Origin of the sequence: Rhizobium sp. R711, assembly GCF_002211365.1 — a bacterium.
GTDB lineage: Bacteria > Pseudomonadota > Alphaproteobacteria > Rhizobiales > Rhizobiaceae > Rhizobium.
This window is the reverse complement of the sequence record NZ_LOKZ01000001.1, coordinates 789856-810937: the sequence shown is the minus strand read 5'-3', so window position 1 is coordinate 810937 and position 21082 is coordinate 789856. Positions and strand designations below refer to the sequence as shown.

General features: G+C 62.5%; 19 protein-coding genes. 14 read left to right on the top strand and 5 right to left on the bottom strand.

Annotated elements, in window-relative coordinates; all coding sequences use genetic code 11:
- Positions 1-10: 10 nt before the first annotated feature.
- The 6 genes from ATY80_RS03915 to ATY80_RS03890 all read left to right on the top strand — a co-directional run bounded on the left by ATY80_RS03915 (position 11) and on the right by ATY80_RS03890 (position 6812).
- Positions 11-1393: an amidohydrolase family protein gene (locus ATY80_RS03915; RefSeq protein ID WP_088691134.1), complete on the top strand. Its 1383-nt coding sequence runs from the start codon at positions 11-13 to the stop codon at positions 1391-1393.
- Positions 1390-2652, top strand: a complete 1263-nt coding sequence (locus ATY80_RS03910; protein ID WP_088691133.1) for a Zn-dependent hydrolase — start codon at positions 1390-1392, stop codon at positions 2650-2652. Before ATY80_RS03915 ends, ATY80_RS03910 begins: the two co-directional genes overlap by 4 nt.
- Positions 2652-3749 carry a DUF917 family protein gene (locus ATY80_RS03905; protein WP_088691132.1) on the top strand — a complete coding sequence of 366 codons (1098 nt, stop codon included), beginning with the start codon at positions 2652-2654 and terminating at the stop codon, positions 3747-3749. Before ATY80_RS03910 ends, ATY80_RS03905 begins: the two co-directional genes overlap by 1 nt.
- A 4-nt stretch (positions 3750-3753) precedes the next feature.
- Positions 3754-4083, top strand: a complete 330-nt coding sequence (locus ATY80_RS03900) for a TfoX/Sxy family protein (protein WP_088691131.1) — start codon at positions 3754-3756, stop codon at positions 4081-4083.
- Positions 4084-4134: 51 nt separating this feature from the next.
- Complete coding sequence (locus ATY80_RS03895) at positions 4135-5796, top strand: urocanate hydratase (protein WP_088691130.1); 1662 nt, start codon at positions 4135-4137, stop codon at positions 5794-5796.
- Positions 5797-5933: 137 nt separating this feature from the next.
- Positions 5934-6812, top strand: coding sequence for a DMT family transporter (locus ATY80_RS03890; protein ID WP_088691129.1), 879 nt, complete (start codon positions 5934-5936; stop codon positions 6810-6812).
- A 28-nt stretch (positions 6813-6840) separates the two neighbouring features.
- Here ATY80_RS03890 and ATY80_RS03885 read toward each other — a convergent pair whose 3' ends face one another.
- A complete protein-coding gene (locus ATY80_RS03885; RefSeq protein WP_088691128.1) occupies positions 6841-8121 on the bottom strand; it encodes an MFS transporter in 1281 nt (426 codons plus the stop codon).
- A gap of 96 nt (positions 8122-8217) precedes the next feature.
- On the opposite strand from ATY80_RS03885, the gene ATY80_RS03880 reads away from it, so the two are divergent.
- The gene (locus ATY80_RS03880) at positions 8218-9090 is read left to right on the top strand and encodes a LysR family transcriptional regulator (protein ID WP_088691127.1); all 873 of its coding nucleotides are present in this window, start codon (positions 8218-8220) and stop codon (positions 9088-9090) included.
- Here the strand turns inward: ATY80_RS03880 and ATY80_RS03875 are convergent, their stop codons facing one another.
- A complete protein-coding gene (locus ATY80_RS03875) occupies positions 9091-9996 on the bottom strand; it encodes a LysR family transcriptional regulator (RefSeq protein WP_088691126.1) in 906 nt (301 codons plus the stop codon).
- A 130-nt stretch (positions 9997-10126) separates the two neighbouring features.
- Here ATY80_RS03875 and ATY80_RS03870 point away from each other — a divergent pair, with 130 nt between their 5' ends.
- The gene (locus ATY80_RS03870; RefSeq protein WP_088691125.1) at positions 10127-10891 is read left to right on the top strand and encodes an SDR family oxidoreductase; all 765 of its coding nucleotides are present in this window, start codon (positions 10127-10129) and stop codon (positions 10889-10891) included.
- 128 nt (positions 10892-11019) lie between these two features.
- Positions 11020-11769: an SDR family oxidoreductase gene (locus ATY80_RS03865; protein WP_088691124.1), complete on the top strand. Its 750-nt coding sequence runs from the start codon at positions 11020-11022 to the stop codon at positions 11767-11769.
- A gap of 111 nt (positions 11770-11880) precedes the next feature.
- Here the strand turns inward: ATY80_RS03865 and ATY80_RS03860 are convergent, their stop codons facing one another.
- Positions 11881-13251 carry a PepSY domain-containing protein gene (locus ATY80_RS03860; RefSeq protein WP_088691123.1) on the bottom strand — a complete coding sequence of 457 codons (1371 nt, stop codon included), beginning with the start codon at positions 13249-13251 and terminating at the stop codon, positions 11881-11883.
- Positions 13252-13316: 65 nt separating this feature from the next.
- A complete protein-coding gene (locus tag ATY80_RS03855) occupies positions 13317-13724 on the bottom strand; it encodes a DUF2946 family protein (protein WP_088691486.1) in 408 nt (135 codons plus the stop codon).
- A gap of 124 nt (positions 13725-13848) precedes the next feature.
- Between ATY80_RS03855 and coaBC the strand changes: the two genes are divergently transcribed.
- Complete coding sequence (gene coaBC, locus ATY80_RS03850) at positions 13849-15057, top strand: bifunctional phosphopantothenoylcysteine decarboxylase/phosphopantothenate--cysteine ligase CoaBC (protein ID WP_088691122.1); 1209 nt, start codon at positions 13849-13851, stop codon at positions 15055-15057.
- On the opposite strand, the gene ATY80_RS03845 is transcribed toward coaBC, so the two are convergent.
- On the bottom strand, positions 15047-15856 hold the full coding sequence (locus tag ATY80_RS03845) for a class II glutamine amidotransferase (protein ID WP_088691121.1): 810 nt from the start codon (positions 15854-15856) through the stop codon (positions 15047-15049). The genes coaBC and ATY80_RS03845 overlap by 11 nt on opposite strands.
- Positions 15857-16119: 263 nt before the next feature.
- Between ATY80_RS03845 and ATY80_RS03840 the strand changes: the two genes are divergently transcribed.
- The 4 genes from ATY80_RS03840 to ATY80_RS03825 all read left to right on the top strand — a co-directional run bounded on the left by ATY80_RS03840 (position 16120) and on the right by ATY80_RS03825 (position 21047).
- Positions 16120-17031: a pirin family protein gene (locus ATY80_RS03840; protein WP_088691485.1), complete on the top strand. Its 912-nt coding sequence runs from the start codon at positions 16120-16122 to the stop codon at positions 17029-17031.
- Positions 17032-17481: 450 nt separating this feature from the next.
- Positions 17482-18159 (top strand): FadR/GntR family transcriptional regulator, encoded by a 678-nt coding sequence (locus ATY80_RS03835; RefSeq protein WP_088691120.1) that lies wholly within the window; start codon positions 17482-17484, stop codon positions 18157-18159.
- Positions 18156-19448 (top strand): MFS transporter, encoded by a 1293-nt coding sequence (locus ATY80_RS03830; RefSeq protein WP_088691119.1) that lies wholly within the window; start codon positions 18156-18158, stop codon positions 19446-19448. Before ATY80_RS03835 ends, ATY80_RS03830 begins: the two co-directional genes overlap by 4 nt.
- A 147-nt stretch (positions 19449-19595) precedes the next feature.
- Positions 19596-21047, top strand: a complete 1452-nt coding sequence (locus ATY80_RS03825; RefSeq protein ID WP_245306768.1) for a carboxypeptidase — start codon at positions 19596-19598, stop codon at positions 21045-21047.
- Positions 21048-21082 lie beyond the last annotated feature (35 nt).

The window sequence follows — 21082 nt, the reverse complement described above, 5'->3', positions numbered from 1 at the left end:
AGAAAGCGGCATGGCTGATTTCGATCTCGTTCTTCAAGGCACGGTCGTTCTGCCGGAGCGCATCCTGGAAGCCGGTTACGTCGCCGTGCGCGATCGGAAGATTGCGGAAATCGGCCTCGGCGTGCCGCCTGCCGCGCGCGAACGCCATCTCCTCGGCAAGGCATTGATCCTGCCGGGAGCCATCGACGCCCAGGTTCACTCGCTGTCGCAAAAGGATCAGGAGGACTTCATCTGGTCGACCCGCTCGGCCGCTGCCGGCGGCGTGACGACGATCGTCGACATGCCCTACGACGAGGGCAACCTTGTGTGTTCGGCGGAAGCCGTGAAGAAGAAGATCGCCCATGCCGGCCCGCAGGCGCGGGTCGATTTTGCGCTCTACGGCACCATCGATCCCGAGGAAGGTGCCAAGCGGATCGCCGAAATGGTCGATGCAGGCGTTGCCGCCTTCAAGTTTTCGACGTTCGGCACGGATCCGAAACGCTTCCCACGCATTCCGCCTGCCCTGCTGGACGAATGCTTTGCGGCGATCGCCCCGACGGGGCTGACGGCCGGCGTTCACAACGAGGATGACGAGGCTGTGCGCACCTATATGGAGCGCGTGAAGGCAAGCGGGATCACGGATTGGCGGGCACACGGGCTGTCGCGGCCGCCGATCACCGAACTGCTGGCGATGCACACGATCTTCGAGACGGGCGCCAATACGGGCTGCCCGTCGCATGTCGTCCATTGTTCGCTCGGACGCGGCTATGACATCGCTCGCGCCTATCGCCGCGACGGCTTCGAGGCGACGGTGGAGTGCTGCATTCATTATCTGACGCTGGACGAGGAACACGACGTCAAGCGCCTCGGCGGCAAGGCAAAGATCAATCCGCCGATCCGGCCGCGCGCCGAGGTCGAGGCGCTGTGGCGCAGGGTCGCCGAGGGCAATGTCTGGCTGGTCTCGACGGATCACGTCAGCTGGTCGGAAAATCGCAAGACCAACCCTGACATGCTCGCGAACGCGTCCGGCGTGCCCGGGCTCGAAGTGATGGTGCCGCTCTTCATCAAGGGCGCCTCTGAGCGCGGCATCCCGCTGACCTGGGCGGCCAAGCTGATGGCCGAAAACCCGGCGAAGCATTTCCGCCTCGATCATATCAAGGGCGCGCTCACGCCAGGCAAGGACGCTGATATCGTCGTGCTCGAGCCGCGCGAAACGGTCTATGACGCAGCAGCCAGCGGCAACAATGTCGTCGGCTGGAGCCCCTACAACGGCATCCGCCTTCCCTGGACGGTCGCTGCGACCTATCTGCGCGGCAAGAAGATCACCGACGGCGCGACCGTGCTGGCTGAACCGGGCACGGGTCAATTTGTGCGTCCGCTGCCAAGGCAGGTGATCGCCGGAGCCGCAGAATGAGCAAAAACCTGCCGGTCAACGCGGATCGTATCGCAGAGGATATCGACGCCCTGGCGGGGATTACCGAACCCGGTCATCCCTGGACCCGCCGCGCCTTCTCGCCGCTCTTTCTCGAGGGGCGCGCCTATGTCGAAGCGCGCATGCGGGCGGCTGGCCTTGAGACCAGGATCGATGCCGGCGGCAATCTGATCGGCAAGCGGCGGGGCGCTATCGAAGGGCTCGGCACGATGATGCTCGGTTCGCACTCGGATACCGTGCCTGATGGTGGCCGCTTCGACGGCATTGCCGGCGTGGTGGCCGCACTTGAGGTGGCTCGTGCGCTCGGCGACAAGGGCATCGAGCTCGATCACGACCTGGAGATCGTCGATTTCCTCGCGGAGGAGGTCAGCATCTTCGGCGTTTCCTGTATCGGCAGCCGGGGAATGACCGGGCAACTGCCGGAAGCCTGGCTTTCGCGCGTGACTGATGGGCGTGATCTCGCCGAGGCGATTGCCGAGGTTGGCGGCCGTCCGGGCGTGCTGCAGCAGCAAAACAGGCCGGATATTGCCGGCTTTCTCGAACTGCATATCGAGCAGGGTCCGGTCCTTGAGAACGAGAGGAAGGATGTCGGCATCGTCACCGCGATTGCCGGGATTACCCGGATCGAGATTGTCGTCGAGGGGCGCGCCGACCATGCCGGGACGACGCCGATGGATAGCCGCTCGGATGCGCTGGTCGCCGCCGCGCAACTGGTTCTCGATATCCGCAATGCCGCAGCCGCCCGCGCGAAGACACCGGGGCATTTCGCTGCGACGGTCGGCGAGTTCCGGATCGAGCCGAATGCGGCCAACGTCGTTCCCTCGAAGGTCGTCTTGCTGATCGATGGGCGCGCGGAGGTTCGCAACGACATGGAAGCCTTCTGCGAATGGCTGGACGAGCATGTCATAAAGTTAGCCATCACTTACGGAGCGTCGATCAAGAGCCCGATGCGCGTCTCCGACAACTATCCGACGCCGAGCGATGCAGGGCTGCTGAAAACGCTCGAAAAGGCGTGCGAAACCGTCGGCGCCAAACACCGCCGCATGGCCTCCGGCGCCGGCCACGACATGGCCTGGATTGCCAAGGTAGCACCTGCCGCCATGATCTTCGTGCCCTGCAAGGAGGGGCGCAGCCACTCCGCCGACGAATGGGCTGACAATGATGACATCGCACTTGGCGCGGCCGTGCTTTTCGAAGCCGTCATCGACATGGACAAGAGCTTGAAGCAGGAGAATGCCTGATGGGACGCATACTCGTTGAGAAGGATGTCGAAGCTGCCGTCAAGGGCGGATCGGTCTATGCCGCCGGTGGCGGTGGCTGGGCGGATCATGGCCGCATGCTCGGCTATGCCGCCGTCAACGTCGGCAAGCCGGAACTCGTATCGATCGACGAGTTGAAGGACGACGACTGGATCGCGACCGCCGCTGCAATCGGCGCGCCCGCCTCCACGACCCCCTGGGAAATGCAGGGTATCGACTATGTGAAGGCCGTGCAGTTGCTGCAGGACGAACTCGGCGAAAAACTGTCCGGCCTGATCATCGGCCAGAACGGCAAGTCGTCGACGCTGAACGGCTGGCTGCCCTCCGCCATTCTCGGAACCAAGGTCGTCGATGCCGTCGGCGATATCCGCGCGCATCCGACCGGCGACATGGGTTCGATCGGCATGGCGGGCTCGCCCGAGCAGATGATCCAGACGGCGGTCGGCGGAAACCGCGCCGAGAACCGATACATCGAGCTTGTCGTGAAGGGGGCGACGGCGAAGATCTCCCCGATCCTGCGCGCGGCCTCCGACCAGTCGGGCGGCTTCATCGCCAGCTGCCGCAATCCGCTACGCGCCTCCTATGTGCGCACCCACGCAGCACTTGGCGGCATCTCGATGGCCCTGGCGCTGGGCGAAGCGATCATCGCCGCCGAAAAGGTCGGCGGCTCGGCCGTGATCGACGCCATCTGTAAGACTACCGGCGGCCACATCCTCGCAGAAGGCATCATCACCAAGAAGGACGTCGTCTATACCAAGGAGGCCTTCGACATCGGCACGATCGCCGTCGGCTCCGGCGACAAGGCGGTGACCATGCATGTGATGAACGAATACATGGCCGTCGACGACATCGAGGGCAAACGGATCGCGACCTTCCCCTCGGTCATCACAACCCTCTCGCCCGAGGGCGAACCGCTGAGCGTCGGCCAGTTGAAGGGCGGCATGCATGTCTTCATCCTGCATGTGCCGATGAGCATCATTCCGCTGTCGGCCAGCGTTCTCGACCCGACCGTCTACCCCCCGGTGGAGAAGGCGATGGGCATCGAGCTTGCCCGCTACGCGCTCGCGGCAAAGGCCTGATCGCATGGCGCGGGACGTCGGCCTCGAGGAATTGCTGAGGGAAGAGCTGGGCGCCATGTCCGGTCTCAGCGAAAAGCCGATGTTCGGCGGGCTGGCCTTCCTGCTCGACGGGAATCTCCTCTGCGGCGCCCGACAGGACGGTCTGCTGATCCGCCTCGGCAAAGGTAACGACGGCTGGGCGCTCGACTTGCCCGGCGCCGCGCAGATGCTTTCCGGTGGCCGTGCCATGCACGGCTGGGTCAGGGTCGGCGTGGAGATTTACGCCGATGACGATATGCGGCGCCGTCTCTTGGAGGCCGCCATGGCCTTCGTGCGCTCACTGCCCGCCAAGTGAACGAAACATCGGCCCCCGAGGCCAAAACGACAGAGACAGAGGAACGACCAGATGCCGAAGCCCAATCCACGTCATCCGAAATTTCCGATTCCGGGCGGACCGGAGCTGCGCGCCAAGGGTTGGCGGCAGGAGGCTTTGCTGCGGCTTCTCGAAAACGTCCTCTCCGTTGGCGAGGATCCCGACAATCTCATCGTCTATGCCGCGCTCGGCAAGGCCGCGCGCAACTGGGCCGCGCACAAGGGCATCGTCAAGGCACTGACGGAAATGGATGAGGACCAGACGCTGCTCATCCAGTCCGGCAAGCCGATCGGCCTTGTGAAGACGCACGCGAAGGCGCCGCTCGTCATCATGGCGAACTGCAACATCGTCGGGCAATGGGCGAAGGCCGAGGTCTTCTACGAGCTGCAGCGGAAGGGGCTGATCTGCTGGGGCGGGCTGACGGCCGGTGCGTGGCAGTATATCGGCAGTCAGGGCGTCATCCAGGGCACCTATGAAATCTTCATGCGCATTGCCGAGCGCCGGTTCGGCGGCGATCTCTTCGGACGTTTCGTGCTGACGGCGGGGCTCGGCGGCATGGGCGGCGCGCAGCCGCTCGCCGGCCGCATGGCGGGCGCCGCCATCCTCTGCGTCGACATCGATCCCGAGCGCGCCAGGAAGCGGCAAGAGATCGGCTACCTGCAGGAAATCGCGCCGGATCTCGATACCGCACTTGCCATGATCGACGCCGCCGTAAAGGAAAAGCGGGCGCTATCCGTCGGTCTCGTCGGCAACGCGGCGGAAATCTATCCCGAAATTGCGCGGCGCGGGATCGTGCCCGATATCGTCACCGACCAGACCTCCGCGCACGATCTGGTCTACGGCTACGTACCGAAGGGCATGAGCCTTGCTCAGGTTCGCGAGTTGCGCGACGACGGCCAGGGCCAGTTGATGGCGGCAAGCCGTGCTTCGATCGTGCAGCACGTCACTGCCATGCTGGACTTCCAGAAGAAGGGCGCCGAGGTCTTCGACAACGGCAACCTCATTCGCACACAGGCGAAAGAGGGCGGCGTCGCCAACGCCTTTGACATTCCGATCTTCACCGAAGCGTATCTGCGGCCGCTCTTTGCGCGGGCAATCGGTCCCTTCCGCTGGATGGCACTGTCGGGCGAGGAAGGCGATATCGCCCGGATCGATGATCTGCTGCTCGAAATGTTCCCCGAGAACAAGATCGTCACCAACTGGATCCGGCTGGCGCGTCAGCATGTGCCTTTCGAGGGATTGCCGGCCCGCATTGCCTGGCTCGGCCACGGCGAGCGCACGATGCTCGCCCGCCGGGTCAACGAACTCGTCGCAGGCGGTGAGCTGAAAGGACCCGTCGCCTTCTCGCGCGATCATCTCGATGCCGGCGCGATGGCGCATCCGAACATCATGACCGAGCGGATGAAGGACGGCTCCGACGCGATCGCCGATTGGCCGCTGATCGACGCAATGATGCTCTGCTCGTCGATGGCCGATCTCGTCGTTGTCCATTCCGGCGGTGGAGGCTATGCCGGCTACATGACGAGCTGCGGCGTGACCGTCGTAGCCGATGGCACCGATGCCGCCGACGAGCGGCTCGACCATGCGCTCACCAACGACACGGCACTTGGCGTCATGCGCTATGCCGACGCCGGCTATGACGAGGCGCTGGACGAGGTCGCCAAAAAGGGCGTTCCCTACATCCGCCTCGGATAGTTCGCGGCGCCTGTCTCGGACGCATTTTCTGTCGGATTACGCTATGGCGTGGCGCAACGGATCGATCGCCGGTCGTGTGCCTCTGGTAGAGATCGTCGGATGTCGAACCGACGCTGCCTCCAACGAACGGACCCGCCATGCAGCCCCGCGCCTACGGTATGCTCCTCGTCAGCATTGCTACGATCATGTGGAGCACCGCGGGGCTCTTCGTCCGCGCGCTCGACCTCGATGTCTGGACCGTGCTCGGATGGCGCTCGCTGTTCGGCGGGCTGGCACTGACGATCATCATTCTGGCCAAGAAGCGCATCAGCGCGGAGCCCGGCAAGGTGCCGTTCTATTTCTATCCCCTCTTTGGTCTGATGGCCGCCATTTCGATGTATGGCTATATTGGCGCGCTGAAACTGACGACCGTGGCCAACGTTCTGGCGATCTATGCGACCGTTCCCTTCGTCGCCGCAGCCATCGCTTATCTTTGGCTAAGGGAGAAGATCAGCAAACGTGTGCTTATCGCCAGTATGATCGCCTTCGTCGGCATCCTTATCGTTGCAGGTTTCGGAGCGAGACCCCAGGACATTGCCGGCAATGCGCTGGCGTTTCTGATGACACTAACCTTCAGCATCTTGCTTGTGGCAGCGCGGCGCTATCCCGCACTGCGGCTGGCGCCGGTCAACGCGCTTGGATCCGGCTTCTGTGTGCTGCTCTGCCTGCCCTTGATGTCTCACACGCTGCCGAGCCCGCAGGAAATCCTGGTGCTTGCCGTCTTCGGATCGACGACATCGGGAATTGCTTACCTGCTCTTTATGACCGGCGGCCGCTATATCCCATCCAGCGAGGCCGGATTGATCGGATTGCTGGATGTCGTGCTCGGCCCGCTCTGGGTCTGGCTCGCCTTCTCCGAGACGCCAACTCTCTCCACGATCATTGGTGGCGTGATTATCCTGATCTCTGTTTTCTGGTATCTCGGTAGCGGCATGACGGCGTCGCAGCAGGCGCGGCGCACGCTGAAAAGCGTGTAGTCGGCTTATGGTTTCTCGAAAATGATCACTACCGTTTCGCCACCCTTGCGGCGACAAGCGCCGCCACCGTGCCGAGCGCAAGCAGCGACAGCGTAAAGAGCACGACGGCATTCCAGCCGTCGGCGCCCCAGAAGTAGCCGCCGACCGACCCGGCAACGCTTGAGCCGACGTAGTACGACAGCAGGTAAAGCGCGGAAGCATGTCCCTTCGTGGCACGCGCAAGGCGCCCGACGAGCGCACTAGCCACCGAGTGAGCAACGAAAAAGCCCGATGTCAGCAGCACGATGCCCAAGACGATCAGTGGCAGGCAGGATGAGAGCGTTGTTGCCACACCCAAGGCCGCGACCGCGATGCCGGCCGGAAGAACGATGAAGTGACCGATATGGTCGCCGAGCATGCCGGCAATCCACGAGGCGGCGATGCCGAAGAGGTAGACCGTGAAGATCAGGCCAAGCTCTGTCTGGTTGAGGTTGTATGGCGGCTGAACGAGGCGGAAGCCGATGTAGTTGTAGACCGTGACGAAGGTGCCCATGGCGAGAAAGCCGATGGCGAAGAGCAGCGGCAGTGCCGGATTGCTGATATGGCCGACCCAGGCCCTCACGTGAAACCGGACATCAAAACCCTTGCGCGGCGTAAAATTGCGCGATGCGGGCAGCAGCAGGAAGAAGCCGATTGCCGCAGCAAGGCCGAGCAGGCCGAGCGCACCCAACGCGATGCGCCAGGAGAAAAATTCAGCCAGTGTGCCGGTGACGACGCGGCCAGCCATGCCACCGAACGCATTCCCGGCGATATAAAGGCCCATCGAGGCGCCAAGACCACGGGGATCGATCTCCTCTGCGAGATAGGCCATGGCAACGGCCGGCACGCCGCCGAGCAACAGCCCTTCAAGCGCACGGATCACGAGCAGCGTGTGCCAACTCGGCACGAGGGCGCAGGCGATCGTGCAGAGCGAAGCGCCAAGCAGAGAGACGAACATCAGGCTGCGGCGGCCGAAGCTTTCGGAGACGGCCGCCGCAAAGAAGATGGCGACGGCGAGGAAACCGGTCGACAGCGACAATGACAGTGAGCTCGCGGCTGGGCTGACTGCGAAGTCCGCAGCGAAGATCGGCATCAGCGGCTGCACGCAATAGAGCAGCGAGAAGGTAGCAAAGCCGGAGAGGAAGAGTGCAAGGCTGGCGCGCCGATAGGACGAGGTGCCGCGCAGCAGGAACTGTTTGTCCTGCGGTTCCGCCGTCGTTCGCACGAGCTGGAGATTTGGACGCGGGTGGATTTCGGAGACGTCTAAGAGCTTGTCTGCGGCGCGTTGCATGAGGGCACCAACCTTTCACGCCTTTTGATCTAGCCAGCGCGCCATCATTTGTCCAATATATGACACTGCCATTCTTGATAGCTTTTGGAGATACCGATGGAGTTGCGCCATATCCGCTATTTCCTGGCGGTGGCCGAAGAGGGAAATTTCACCCGCGCCGCGGCGAAGCTCGGCATCGGCCAGCCGCCGCTCAGCCAGCAAATCCGCGACCTTGAGAACGAGATCGGGGCCGCGCTCTTTCATCGCGTTCCGCACGGGGCGGAGCTAACGGAGGCAGGCAATGCCTTCCTCCCGGAAGGACGGGCTGCCGTCGCGGCGGCCGAGAAAGCGAAGCTCGCAGCACAGCGTGCGACGCGCGGCGAGACGGGGCGGCTGGCGCTTGGCTTTACCGCATCCTCTGCCTTCAACACGGCGGTCAGCGGCACAATCCGCCGCTTTCGCGGACAGTGGCCCGATGTCAGCCTTTCGCTGAGCGAGATGAACAGCAACTGGTTGATGGAGAAACTGCTGGGCGAAGAAATCGACGTTGCCTTCATCAGGCCAGGTCTGGAGGATCCGAAAGACGTCACGCTGAAGCGGCTGGCCGATGAGCCGATGCTGATCGCCCTGCCGGCGCACCACCCGCTCGCGAAATACGAGAAGGTGCCGCTCTCGGCACTTGCCAGCGAGCCTTTCATTCTGTTCCCACGCACGGTTGGCCTCAGCCTCTATGACGACATCGTGCGCGGCTGCCGCGATGCCGGTTTCGAGTTGATGGTGACACAGGAGGCGCCGCAGATCCCATCGGTCGTCAATCTTGTCGCCGCCGATCTCGGCGTCTCGATCGTACCGGCCTCGATCGCCCATCTGGCCCTCGATGGCGTGGCCTACCGGCCGATCGAGGGGCCGCCACTGGTAGCGCGTCTCGGCCTTGCGGTGCTGAGGGCTCAGCGCTCGCGCGTCGCAGCAAACATGATGAGCCTCATCTGATCAGCCGGCAGGATCCCAATAGGGCGGATCGCCGAAGGTCTTGCGTAAGTGGTCGGCGACGGCGCGCAACTTTGCGGAGGGATTGCGGCCCTCCGGATGCGCCATATAGATGAACTCGGCTTCCGGTTTGTAGCCGACGTCGATCTCCTGTAGCTGCCCCGCGCTGATTGCAGGACCAGCGATGAAGGCTGGCAGAAGCGCGATGCCGAGACCGGCGGCGGCGGCATCGCGGATCATGTCGCCGTTGTTCATGCCGAGGGCCTGACTTGCCCGCACGACGATCGCTCCATCCGGCGTCTGGAACCGCCAGTCCGCGACACCCCGATTGGTATAGAAAATGCCTTTATGGCCGTCGAGCTCGGCAAGGGTCTTTGGCACACCATGGCGGCTGAGATAGTCCGGTGACGCGATCAAAAGCCGGCGGCTGCGGCTAAGCTTCCACGCCACCAGTCGGGAGTCGACGATGGGGCCATGCCGGATCACGGCATCATACCCTTCCGAGGAGACATCGACGCGACGGTCGTCGATGTCGAGCAGCAGCTGGATGTCGGGGTGCTCGGCCAGGAACGGGTAGAGCGCGGGGCCAAGATGCATGCGACCGAAGGTGACGGGAGCGGCGATGCGCAGCGGACCGGAAAGCGTGCCGCGGCGTACCGCCATCTCGGCGGTGGCTTCCTCGATTTCCTGAACGATCCGCGTCGCGCGTTTCAGAAAGGCCGTGCCGTCTTCCGTCAGGGTGAGTTTTCGCGTGGTGCGATGCAGGAGCACACCGCCAAGCGATCGTTCGAGCTCCGCCAGCCGCTCGCTGACGACGGACTTTGACAGCCGCAGGCGCCGGGCGGCCTCACTGACCGAGCCGGATTCCACAATCGCCACGAAAGCCGTTATTCCCTCAACCCTGATCATCGTTCGGCAAATCCGAATTCGAGTTCCACCATTTGGAGACTAATCCGAACGAATGGAAAATGCCATCTTCTGCCCATCGAAAGGGACGGCAATCGCCATCCCAACCCAACCCACCACTGGAGATGGAACAATGAACCGTTTGAATGGAAAAATCGCCATCGTCACCGGCGCGAGTGCCGGCATTGGCCGTGCAACCGCCAAGCTCTTTGCCGCCGAAGGCGCAAAGGTCGTTGTCGGCGCGCGCCGCCAGGCCGAACTTGATAGCCTCGTCGAAGAGATCAAAGCAGCTGGCGGACAGGCCGTGGCTGTTGCCGGCGATGTACGCTCGGAAGACTATCACAAGGCGCTGGTTGCTACCGCGGTTGGCCGCTACGGCAAGCTCGATGTTGCCTTCAACAATGCCGGCATCCTTGGCGAAGCAGGCCCCAGCACCGGCGTTTCGGAGGCTGGTTTCGCTGAGGCGCTGACGATCAACCTGACCGCGTCTTTTCTGGCTGCCAAGCACCAGATCGGGCAGATGGAAGAGAACGGCGGCGGCTCAGTCATCTTCACCTCGACCTTCGTCGGCTACAGCTTCGCCTTCCCGGGCGTCGCCGCTTATGCCGCCAGCAAGTCGGGCCTCATCGGCCTGACGCAGGCGCTCGCTGCCGAGTTCGGCCAAAAGAACGTGCGCGTCAACGCGGTTCTGCCGGGTGCTGTCGACACCGACATGTATCGTGAGATGAACGACACTGAGGACAAGCAGAGCTTCATCACCAATCTGCATGCACTGAAACGTGTCGCAGCGCCTGAGGAACTTGCCCGCTCCGTGCTCTACTTCGCATCCGACGACTCCAGCTTCGTCACTGGCACGGCTTCGCTGGTCGACGGTGGCGCATCGATTACCCGCACCTGAGGCCACGGATTATCCGCTCTGACTGTGGACGCTCTCCGAAAGAGCGGATTATCGTAGCCGACTTTTCGTCTCATTCTCCCAGACATCAAAGGGCCGCTGGCCCGCCCAAATCACAAGGACCCACGACAATGGCACGCCTACAAGACAAGACGGCCCTCATCACTGGTGGCACCAGCGGCATCGGCCTCGAAACTGCCCGTCAATTCATCGCCGAGGGCGCTCGTGTCGCTCTCACCGGCAGCAGCGCAAAGAGTGTCGAGGCGGCCCGCGCCGAGTTCGGCGATAAGGCGTTGGTCATCCAGGCGGATGCCGGCAATGCCGCCGGCCAGAAGACCGTCGCCGGCGCGATCAAGGATGCCTTCGGACATCTCGATATCCTCTTCGTCAATGCCGGCGTGGCCGAATTCGGCCCGCTCGAACAATGGAGCGAGGAAGCCTTCGACAAGTCGATCGCGATCAACGTCAAGGGCCCGTTCTTCCTGATCCAGGCACTGCTGCCGCTGTTTTCGAAGCAGGCTTCGATCGTCCTCAACACGTCGATCAATGCCCATATCGGCATGCCGAACTCAAGCGTCTACGCCCTGACCAAGGGCGCGCTGCTGACGCTTGCAAAGACGCTCTCCGGCGAACTGATCGGCCGCGGCATTCGCGTCAACGCGGTTAGCCCCGGTCCGATCGCGACACCGCTCTATGGCAAGTTCGGCATGTCGGAAGCCGACTCCAGGGCGATGGCTTCGCAGATCCAGTCACAGATCCCGGTCGGCCGCTTCGGCGATGCCGGCGAAGTTGCCAAGACCATCATCTTCCTCGCCTCCGACGAGGCTGCCTACATCGTCGGCAGCGAACTCGTCATCGATGGCGGGATGAGCAACCTCTAGGACAGGGCAGCTATCAGAGGTGCGTGAAAAAGGCTGCGGATCCTCTCATCCGCAGCCCTTCTGCTGTCTATCGACCGGAGGCGACGCGAGCGTGTCCGCCTCCCAGCGATGTCAGGTCGATCGTAATTTTCTGCACCTGATGTAGAGCCAATCCAAGCCGAGCATAACGATGAGCAACAGGCCAACGAGCGGGAAGATCACCCCGCCGACAGCGAGTATCGCGATCAGACCGCGAAACACGCGCTTGTCAGCAGGTAAAGGCGGGACGCCGAGCGAGCCCGCCGGGCGCCGCTTCCACCACATGATCGCAGCCGAAACCGCAAGCAGGATGATCGCCGCACAAGCGGCAAGCAGCACGAGCTGGTTCGCAAGCCCGAATTGCTGGCCGAGATGGGTATTGATGCCCCACTCGAGCGACTTTCCGAGCGGGCCGTAGTCGGCGTAGCTCATGTCGATCAGCGGCGTTCCGGAATACTGGTCGAGATGTACGACCCGCTGCTTGGTAAGGTCATCGGGATAGACCGATCCGGTAAACACGCCATCCGCTGTGGTCGGTATGTTGACGGCGTAGCCACGATGCAGGTCAAGACGGTCGAAGGTGGCGACGGCGGCGTCGAGACCGATCGGCTGTGCATGATGCGCGTGCCCGGGAGACTGCGGGACCTGCGCCGGCTCCAGCGACCACGAGGTCTTGGCAATGTGATCGAGGTGCTCGTCGGACATCGGTACGGCGACGCGGACGCCGGCGGGATAGCCGAAGTTATTGCCGTTCGCCCATTCATTGACCTTGCCGCCCCAGATGCCGGACCACGGCATGCCCGTGATGGCCAGGAAGACGATGAAGAAGCCGACGAAGATGCCGGTCACGGCATGCATGTCCCGCCAAAAGACCCGCCGCTTCGGCGTGCCGCGAACGGAAAAAACGCCCCCGGTCTGCCGACGAGGCCACCACAGATAGATGCCCGTGGCAACCAGCAGGATCGACCATCCGGCGGCGATCTCGATCAGCATGCGTGCGTAGCTTTCGAAATATTTGAAGCTGTGAAGGTAGCGGATCGTCCACATGACGGTGCCGCGATCCGGCAATGCACCCAGCACTTTAGCGGTGTAGGGATTAACGTAGACGGCAAGTTTGCCTTCCGCCTCGGTGCCGACGGTGATTTCGGCAGAGGCGTCGGGCGTGGCCGGGTCGGTGAACTTGACCGCGATCCCGGGGTGGGCAGCAAGGGCGGCAGCCACCATCGCTGAAGGCGCTGCGCAGTTTACGCCCGGCTGCACTGCGACGCGCTTGAGATCGGAATGGATCGCCGCATCGATCTCATCCTTGAAGAGATAAAGGCCGCCGGTGATTGCCAGCGTAATCATGAAAGGCAGGACGAGAAGGCCTGCGTAGAAATGCCAACGCCAGACAGCGCGGTAGAGGTCGGAGGCGGAGCGCACCGAAGCGCCAACACTCTCGCGACCGATAATAAGATCGGACATGGAGGACTCCCAACGTAAGAAAATCGACCTCTGCGCAACAGGCGTGGAGGCGGACGACGACGACGTCAGGCCATGATGGGAGGCGCACGCGGTTCGGCGATTCGTCCGCGTAGAGCAAGAGAAACGACCTCATCCGCTCGGATCGTTGTGTCGATCGCGGTCTCGACCGCGACATAAAGAGGACCCGCCTGCCCGCCGAGAATTGCCGGCATGGCTGCAGATGCCAGGCGGCAGAGCGTGCCGCACGGGCATTCCGGCGCTTTCTTCGCCGGCAAATTACCGTGTCCGGCATCATTGACGGAACCGTGTCCGTCCGAGGAGCAAATGACGGTGAAGGGATCAGCGGCGGACGCCGCCATGGCACCTTGGGCAGTACCGCTCAGCAGCCCCTGGATCAAAAGCAGACAGGCGAACAACAGCGCGACGGCGCTGGCCGACACCCGATCGCGCAAGATGCTCCGCATGGTCCCCATGCTTCGCTCCATGCCACAGAAGGGCGGCATTGTCACTGCGACCGATAACGCTTCCGGTGCCGATTGCTTATTGTTCCCCAAAGGCTTAGGGTTTGATGCAATCAGATAGTCGATGGAAAAAGCCATGGTTCTCAGCGGCAAACGCATCCTCCTCATCATATCAGGCGGGATCGCGGCCTATAAAAGCCTGGACCTGATCCGGCGGCTCAGGGAGCGCGGCGCGTCGGTGCGACCGCTGATGACCAAGGGCGCCCAAGAGTTCGTGACGCCGCTTGCCGTCGGCGCGCTTGCTGCCGACCATGTGTTCACCGACCTTTTCTCACGGCAGGACGAGCAGGATGTCGGCCATATCCGGCTGGCGCGCGATTGCGACCTTGTCGTGATCGCGCCGGCGACGGCAGACCTGCTCGCCAAGCTGGCAAACGGGCTTGCGGACGATCTTGCCTCAACCGTTCTGCTCGCGACCGACCGACCGGTGCTTGCGGCACCCGCCATGAACCCGCATATGTGGGCGCATCCCGCGACGAAGCGTAATGTCGAGACCCTGCGCGGCGACCGCATTCGCTTCATCGGACCCATGCCAGGCGAGATGGCGGAGAGCCGCGAAGCGGGTGTGGGCCGCATGGCCGAGCCGCTGGAGATCGTTGCTGCGGCAGAAACTTTGCTCAGCGATCGGCCGAAGCCGCTGGCCGGTCGTCGGGCCATCGTCACTTCCGGGCCAACGCATGAGCCGATCGACCCTGTGCGCTACATCGCCAATCGCTCCTCCGGCCGTCAGGGACATGCGATCGCCGCAGCACTTGCGACGCTCGGCGCGGATGTGACGCTTGTTTCCGGACCGGTCTCCATTCCGGATCCGGTCGGCGTAAAGGTGATCCATGTCGAGCGAGCGGACCAAATGCGGGATGCCGTGCTTGCCGCGCTGCCGGCCGATGTTGCCGTGATGGTTGCGGCCGTCGCTGACTGGCGCGTTGCATCAGCCGCCGACCAGAAGATCAAGAAGCATCCGGGCGAATCCATTCCGACGCTCGCGCTGACTGAAAATCCCGATATTCTAAAGACGGTCGGCCATCACACGATGCGGCCAAAACTGGTGATCGGCTTCGCGGCCGAGACCCAGGATGTCGAGAGTAACGCCAGGGCAAAGCTTGATCGTAAGGGTGCCGATATCATCGTCGCCAACGATGTTTCGCCGGCAACAGGCATCATGGGCGGTGTCCGCAACAGGGTGAAGATCGTCACCCACAGTGGCATCGAGCTGTGGCCGGATCTTGCGAAGGAAGAGGTCGCAACGAGGCTGGCGGCAATGATTGCCGAAAGACTCAAGCAGTGATCGCCAGCGGGCCGGTCCTTGCCACCGCCTGTACTGGACGAAACGGTGCGATATCGAGACCATTGTCGCCGAGCGTAACCGCGCTGCCGTCCGGGATTTCCGCCCAGGCATCGACGTCATCATTGAGCGGTTCCGACACCAGGCAATAACCCTTGCCGAGCGGTGAGGCGTAAAGCGTCGGCGCCTTGCAGTCCGTCGCGTAGCGGATCGCATAGAGCGCCTTGCCATCGGAGAAGGCCGCGGTATAGCGCAGCAGCACCGATCCAAGCAGCTTCTCGGCAAGGCCTTCAACGCAGCGGATCATCTCCGCCATCGCGGCCACCGGCGTCTGCTGCAGACCGAACTGCAGGGCGAGCAGGAACATCAGTTCGGAATCGGTCGTCCCGCCGCGGGCGGTGAAGAGTTCGTCATCCAGCATGGCCTCCATGGGACGGCGCAGCCGTTCGAAGCCCGAAATCTGGCCGTTGTGCATGAAGGACCAGTTGCCGAAGGTGAAAGGGTGACAGTTGTCACGACGGGTGCCGCCACCCGTCGCCGCGCGCACATGCGCGAGGAACAAAGGTGAGCGGATCTGCCGCGCAAGGCTCTTCAGATTGCAGTCGGACCATGCCGGCAAGGTATCGCGATAACGGCCCGGTTCCGGGCGGTCGCCATACCAGGCGATGCCGAAGCCGTCGCCATTGGTTGGGGTCTTGGCCCGGGTGGCGCAATGCGACTGCTCGATCAGGGAGTGCGCGGGCGAGGACACCAGCTCCTCCAGATAGAGGGGGTCTCCGCGATAGGCTGCCCAGCGACACATGCTCTTTCCACTCCGGAATCCGCTCCGTTGGAGGCGGAAGAAATGCTGAAACGCGACAACAATTGTCGAATCTGATGGTTAATAAGATCTGAACCGCGTTGTGGCTTGCAAGCAGAAGATGACAAATTTCTGACGGTTGGCGTGATCACATTGCGCGATGCCGCATCTTCTTTTGTGAACAGTGCGTTCCCGCCTCCGCTGGTTTCGCAGAGGCCGGATCGATGGCTATATTTCCGGTCAAGTTGAACCTTCGAGAGGATGCCATGTCGATCCGTCCCGTAAAGCATATGAGCACTGCAACTCCGACCATGGAAGGCGCCGGCGTGAAGCTGCATCGCGTCTTCGGCTTCGGAGATCCGTCGATGACCGATCCGTTCCTGATGATGGACGATTTCCGCAACGACAATCCGGCGGAATATATCCGCGGCTTTCCCTGGCATCCGCACCGCGGCATCGAGACGATCACCTATGTGCTCGCCGGCACGGTGGAGCACGGCGACAGCCTCGGCAATCGCGGTCTGCTGGGCGCCGGCGACATCCAGTGGATGACGGCCGGGAGCGGCATCATGCACCAGGAAATGCCGAAGGGCGATTTCGCCGGACGCATGCACGGCTTCCAGCTCTGGGCCAACCTGCCCTCGTCGCTGAAGATGACGGCGCCGCGCTATCAGGACGTCAAATCCGCCGACATTCCCGTTGTGGTCGATGACGACGGCACGGCCGTTCGCGTGATCTGCGGCGACTTCTGGGGCAAGGCAGGCCCGGTCGATGGCGTGGCAGCCGAACCGATCTATCTCGATGTCTCGGTGCCGCCAGGCAAGAAGAAGCGCCTGCCGGTCGACACCTACCGCAACGCTTTTGCCTATGTCTTCGCAGGCTCCGGCACGTTCCGCGACGCCTCCAAGCCGTTCGGCGTCCGTGTCGAGAAGGAAGTCAACGGTGAAGAGTTGAACATCCGCGATATGTCCGGCAACCGGACGCTCGTCGTCTTCGACAGCGGTGACGAGGTAACCGTGCAGGCCGGCGACGAAGGCATTCGCTTTCTGCTCGTCTCAGGCAAGCCGATCGAGGAGCCCGTCGCCTGGCACGGGCCGATCGTCATGAACTCCCGCGAGGAGATCATGCAGGCGATGCGAGAACTGCAGAACGGCACCTTCATCAAAGCAGCACATTGAGCCGGCTTAATCCACAGGCCTTGATGTTGAAGCCGCACTTCGATGCAATACGGCAATATACCATTGTAAACATTGCAGTATTGCCAGCGGCGCGGAGATGAAATCGCGTAGCCCGAAAGTTGTGGCGAGACCTTGGTCGGGATTTTTTCTTGCATCGCGGGCGAATCATCCTACCTTCTTCTCATCTACAACAGAACGAAAGGAAGGTGATCCAATGTCTAATGAGATTTCAGACCTCGTAAAAGGCATGGAAGTGGTGATGAAAGCGAGGCAGCCCTCGCTCTAAGCCAACCTTCCTGGGATCGCTTTGACGGTCCGGCCATTTACAGGGCCAGAACTCATGGAAAGGGTCGCTTCACGCGGCCCTTTTCCATTTTCAGCACTGCATTGACGAAGGCCATACTCCGGGAGTATTCGTAAAGTCATCAGATGACCTTACGAATACGGGCGATGGAACCACTTGCAAAAACGAAGCTTGCGGACACGGCCATTGAGGCAATCCGCGCCGACATTCTGAAAAAGCGGTGGGCCGTTGGCGAGAAATTGCCCAACGAGGCAACGCTATCGTCCATGCTCTCCGTCAGTCGCGGCACTGTCCGCGAGGCGGTGCGGGTGCTGGTGTCGCAAGGGCTGCTCGAGACGCGCCAAGGCTCTGGAACCTACGTGCTCTCGACCACGGATACGAGGCTGCCGCTCACGATGGCGCGCCGCGCTGGTCTGCGCGACCTCTTCGAAGCCCGATGCGCGCTCGATGTTGAGGCCGCGAGACTGGCGGCGGTACGACAAACCCCTGAGATCATTGCGGAGTTACGGGTACTTCTCGCCAAGCGAGGCAATTTCGAAGGTGGCGACAAGAGCGCCTTCGTCGAACGAGATCTTGCCTTCCACAAGGCGATTATTGCTGCCAGCGCCAACCGCGCGATGATCGAAATCTATCAGTTCTTTTCCGCCTCGATTGCCGAAACAATTGAGGCGACGTTGGATGCCGAGATTCCCGAACCTGATATGCGGGCGCATGCCGACATCATCGACGCGATCGCCACCGGCGATCCGCAACGGGCCGATGCAGCCGTTCGCCGCTTCATGGCCCCCATCATCAGCGCTCTCGACCGGATGCTTCATTCATGACAACACCCCTTCAGGATTCCGCCTACGCCTACGATCTGGCGGACGAACAGCTTATCGACGCCGAAGCCGATAGCGTCCCGCAGCCGCAACCGCCGGTTGGCAGTAGCACCGCGGTGCGATTTCTGCTCGGGGCAAGCCTTGTTCTGATTGCTTTCAATTTGCGTCCTGTCTTTTCCAGTGCCTCCGCTCTGTTGCCCGAAATCAAGACCGAACTCGGCCTCTCGTCGCTCGGCGCCAGCCTGCTGACCACGCTGCCCGTCGTCTGCCTCGGCGCCTTCTCGCCACTGGCGCCGCGGCTTGCTCAGCGGATCGGCGCAGAGCGCACGCTTCTCGGCGTGCTCGTTCTGCTGGCGCTTGGGACAGCGCTGCGTGGCTTTTCCTCGATTCCGCTGCTCTTCGCCGGCACCGCTCTCGCCGGCGCTTGCATCGCTGTCGGGAACGTGCTGCTGCCGGGCCTGGTCAAGCGTGACTTTGCCGATCGTGCCGCATTGATGACCGGCTTCTACACGATGGCACTGTGCGCCGGCGCGGCAAGCGCCGCGGGCTTTACGCTGCCGCTCGAGCGCATTCTCGGCGGCTCTCTCTCCGGTGCGCTGGCAGGATGGGGACTACCTGCGCTGATCGTCGCGATCATCTGGTTGCCGCAAGTGCTGTCCACCAAAAATCAGGTCAAGCGCGGCGGCTTTTCCGTCCAAGGGCTCTGGCGCGACCGCCTGGCCTGGCAGGTCACGCTCTTTATGGGGCTGCAATCAGCCCTGGCCTATTGTGTCTTCGGCTGGCTCGTTCCGATCCTGCGTGAGCGCGGGGTTGACGCTGTTACCGCCGGAGCGATCGTTTCAGTATCGGTAATGGTTCAGGCCGCGGCATGCTTGGTTGCCCCGCAGGTCGCGGTACGCGGCAAGGATCAGCGCGTGATCAACGCGTCGCTTTGCGCCGTTGCCGTCGTTGCATTGTTCGGCCTGCTGTTTGCGCCGCTCTCAACCGTCTGGGTCTGGGCCGTGCTGCAGGGCATCGGTCAGGGCGGCCTGATCGCTGTCGCCATGACGACGATCGTGCTGCGCTCGCGCGATCCGCATGTGGCCGCCCACCTTTCGGGCATGGCGCAGTGCGTCGGCTACCTGCTTGCTGCGATCGGTCCGCTCGTGGTCGGGCTCATCCGGAGCTGGACCGGCAGCTTTGCATGGTCGGCGGTGCTTTTCGTGGTGCTTGGTGCCGGCGCCGCCATCAATGGCTGGAACGCTGGTCGGGCGCAATATGTGAATGCGCGCACGATTGAGAAGGCGGACTGACGTCCGCCTCACCATCTGTTGATTTCCTCCCCAATCGCGCGATGCTAGGTTGACGCCTCCCATGCCGCTTCTGCTGGAGGAGAAGTCTTGCGTTTCCTGTCCGCCATTCTGCTTGCAATAGCGCTGCTTGCGCCGCTGGCTCCTGCTATGTCGCAGGACGGTCGGGACGAACCTAGCACACAAGCCTCACCGGGCGTGCTGAAGTTGCTGCCTGATGACTCGGTCACCCACCACACAATAAAGCTCGGCGACCGGCCCCTCGACTATGTGGCCACAGCCGGGACGCTTGACCTCTTCGCACAAGACGGCACCAAAACAGGCGCCATATTCTACACGGCCTATGTCGCCAAGAACGGCGCCCCCGACCGCCCGCTGACCTTTGCCTTCAACGGCGGCCCGGGTGCGGCGTCGGCATTCCTGCATCTCGGCCTTATGGGGCCGCGTGTCCTCGATTTCGGCCCGAAAGGCGACGACGGGGCCGACGCAAGATTGATCGACAACCCGCACACTTGGCTCGACTTTACCGATCTTGTTTTTATCGACCCGATCGGAACGGGTTGGAGCCGGACCGCCAAGGCCGACGACGCCTCCAAATACTACAACGTCAATTCCGACGCGGAGAGCATCGCAAAGGCGATCGCTCTTTATGTCGCACACAACAACCGATCCGGCTCGCCCAAGTATCTTCTCGGCGAGAGCTATGGCGGCTTTCGCGCCGCCAAGGTGGCTGGCGCTCTAAAGGACAGCCAGGGCATCATCATCTCCGGCGCGATCATGCTTTCGCCGCTGCTCGAGGGGCAACTGATGTTCAATGCCGATCAGTTTGCACTTGGCGCGGCACTCGAATTCCCGTCGCTTGCCGCAGCGAACATGGACAGACGCAACGCGTTTGATGAAACACGGCAAAGAGAAGTGGAGAAATTTGCGCTTGGCGACTATCTCACGACGCTCGCCGGCCCTGCACCGACCGGTGACGCGGCCAAAGCCTTCTACGGGAGGATTGCCGGCATGACCGGCATTCCCGAAGATGTCGTGGCGAAGAACCGCGGCTTCCTCGGTAATGCTTATGCCAAGAAATCAGGCCAGGACGGCCGAGTTGTCAGCCCTTACGACGCGGCGTTCTCGACGCCCGATCCTTATCCGGAGTCAGATTCCGACCGTGGCGACGATGCGATCCTCGACGGCTTCACCCGAGCCTATGGCGGAGCCTTTGCCGACTACGCACGGAATGAACTCAGCTTCAAAACCGAAATGACCTATTCGCTGCTGGACTCCGATATCGGCCGCAGGTGGGAATGGGGCGAGCGCGGCGGCGGCTCGAGGCTGCAGGCGAGCGTCACAGACGACATCCGCCAGCTCCTCGCCTCCAATCCGAAATTCCGCCTGCTGATCGCCCACGGCTACAGCGATCTCGTCACGCCCTATGGTGTCAGCCGTTATGTCGTTGATCACCTGCCACCTTCGCTTGCCGGTGAACGCGTGGCGCTGAAAGTCTATCGAGGCGGCCACATGTTTTATACGCGAGCAGATCAGCGCGCAGCGTTCACGGCCGATGCCAAGGCTTTCTTAGGGCATTCCGCCGCAATGCCAGCTGAGTGAACGTGCGCTTGCTTTCGGGATTGCACGAGGAAATC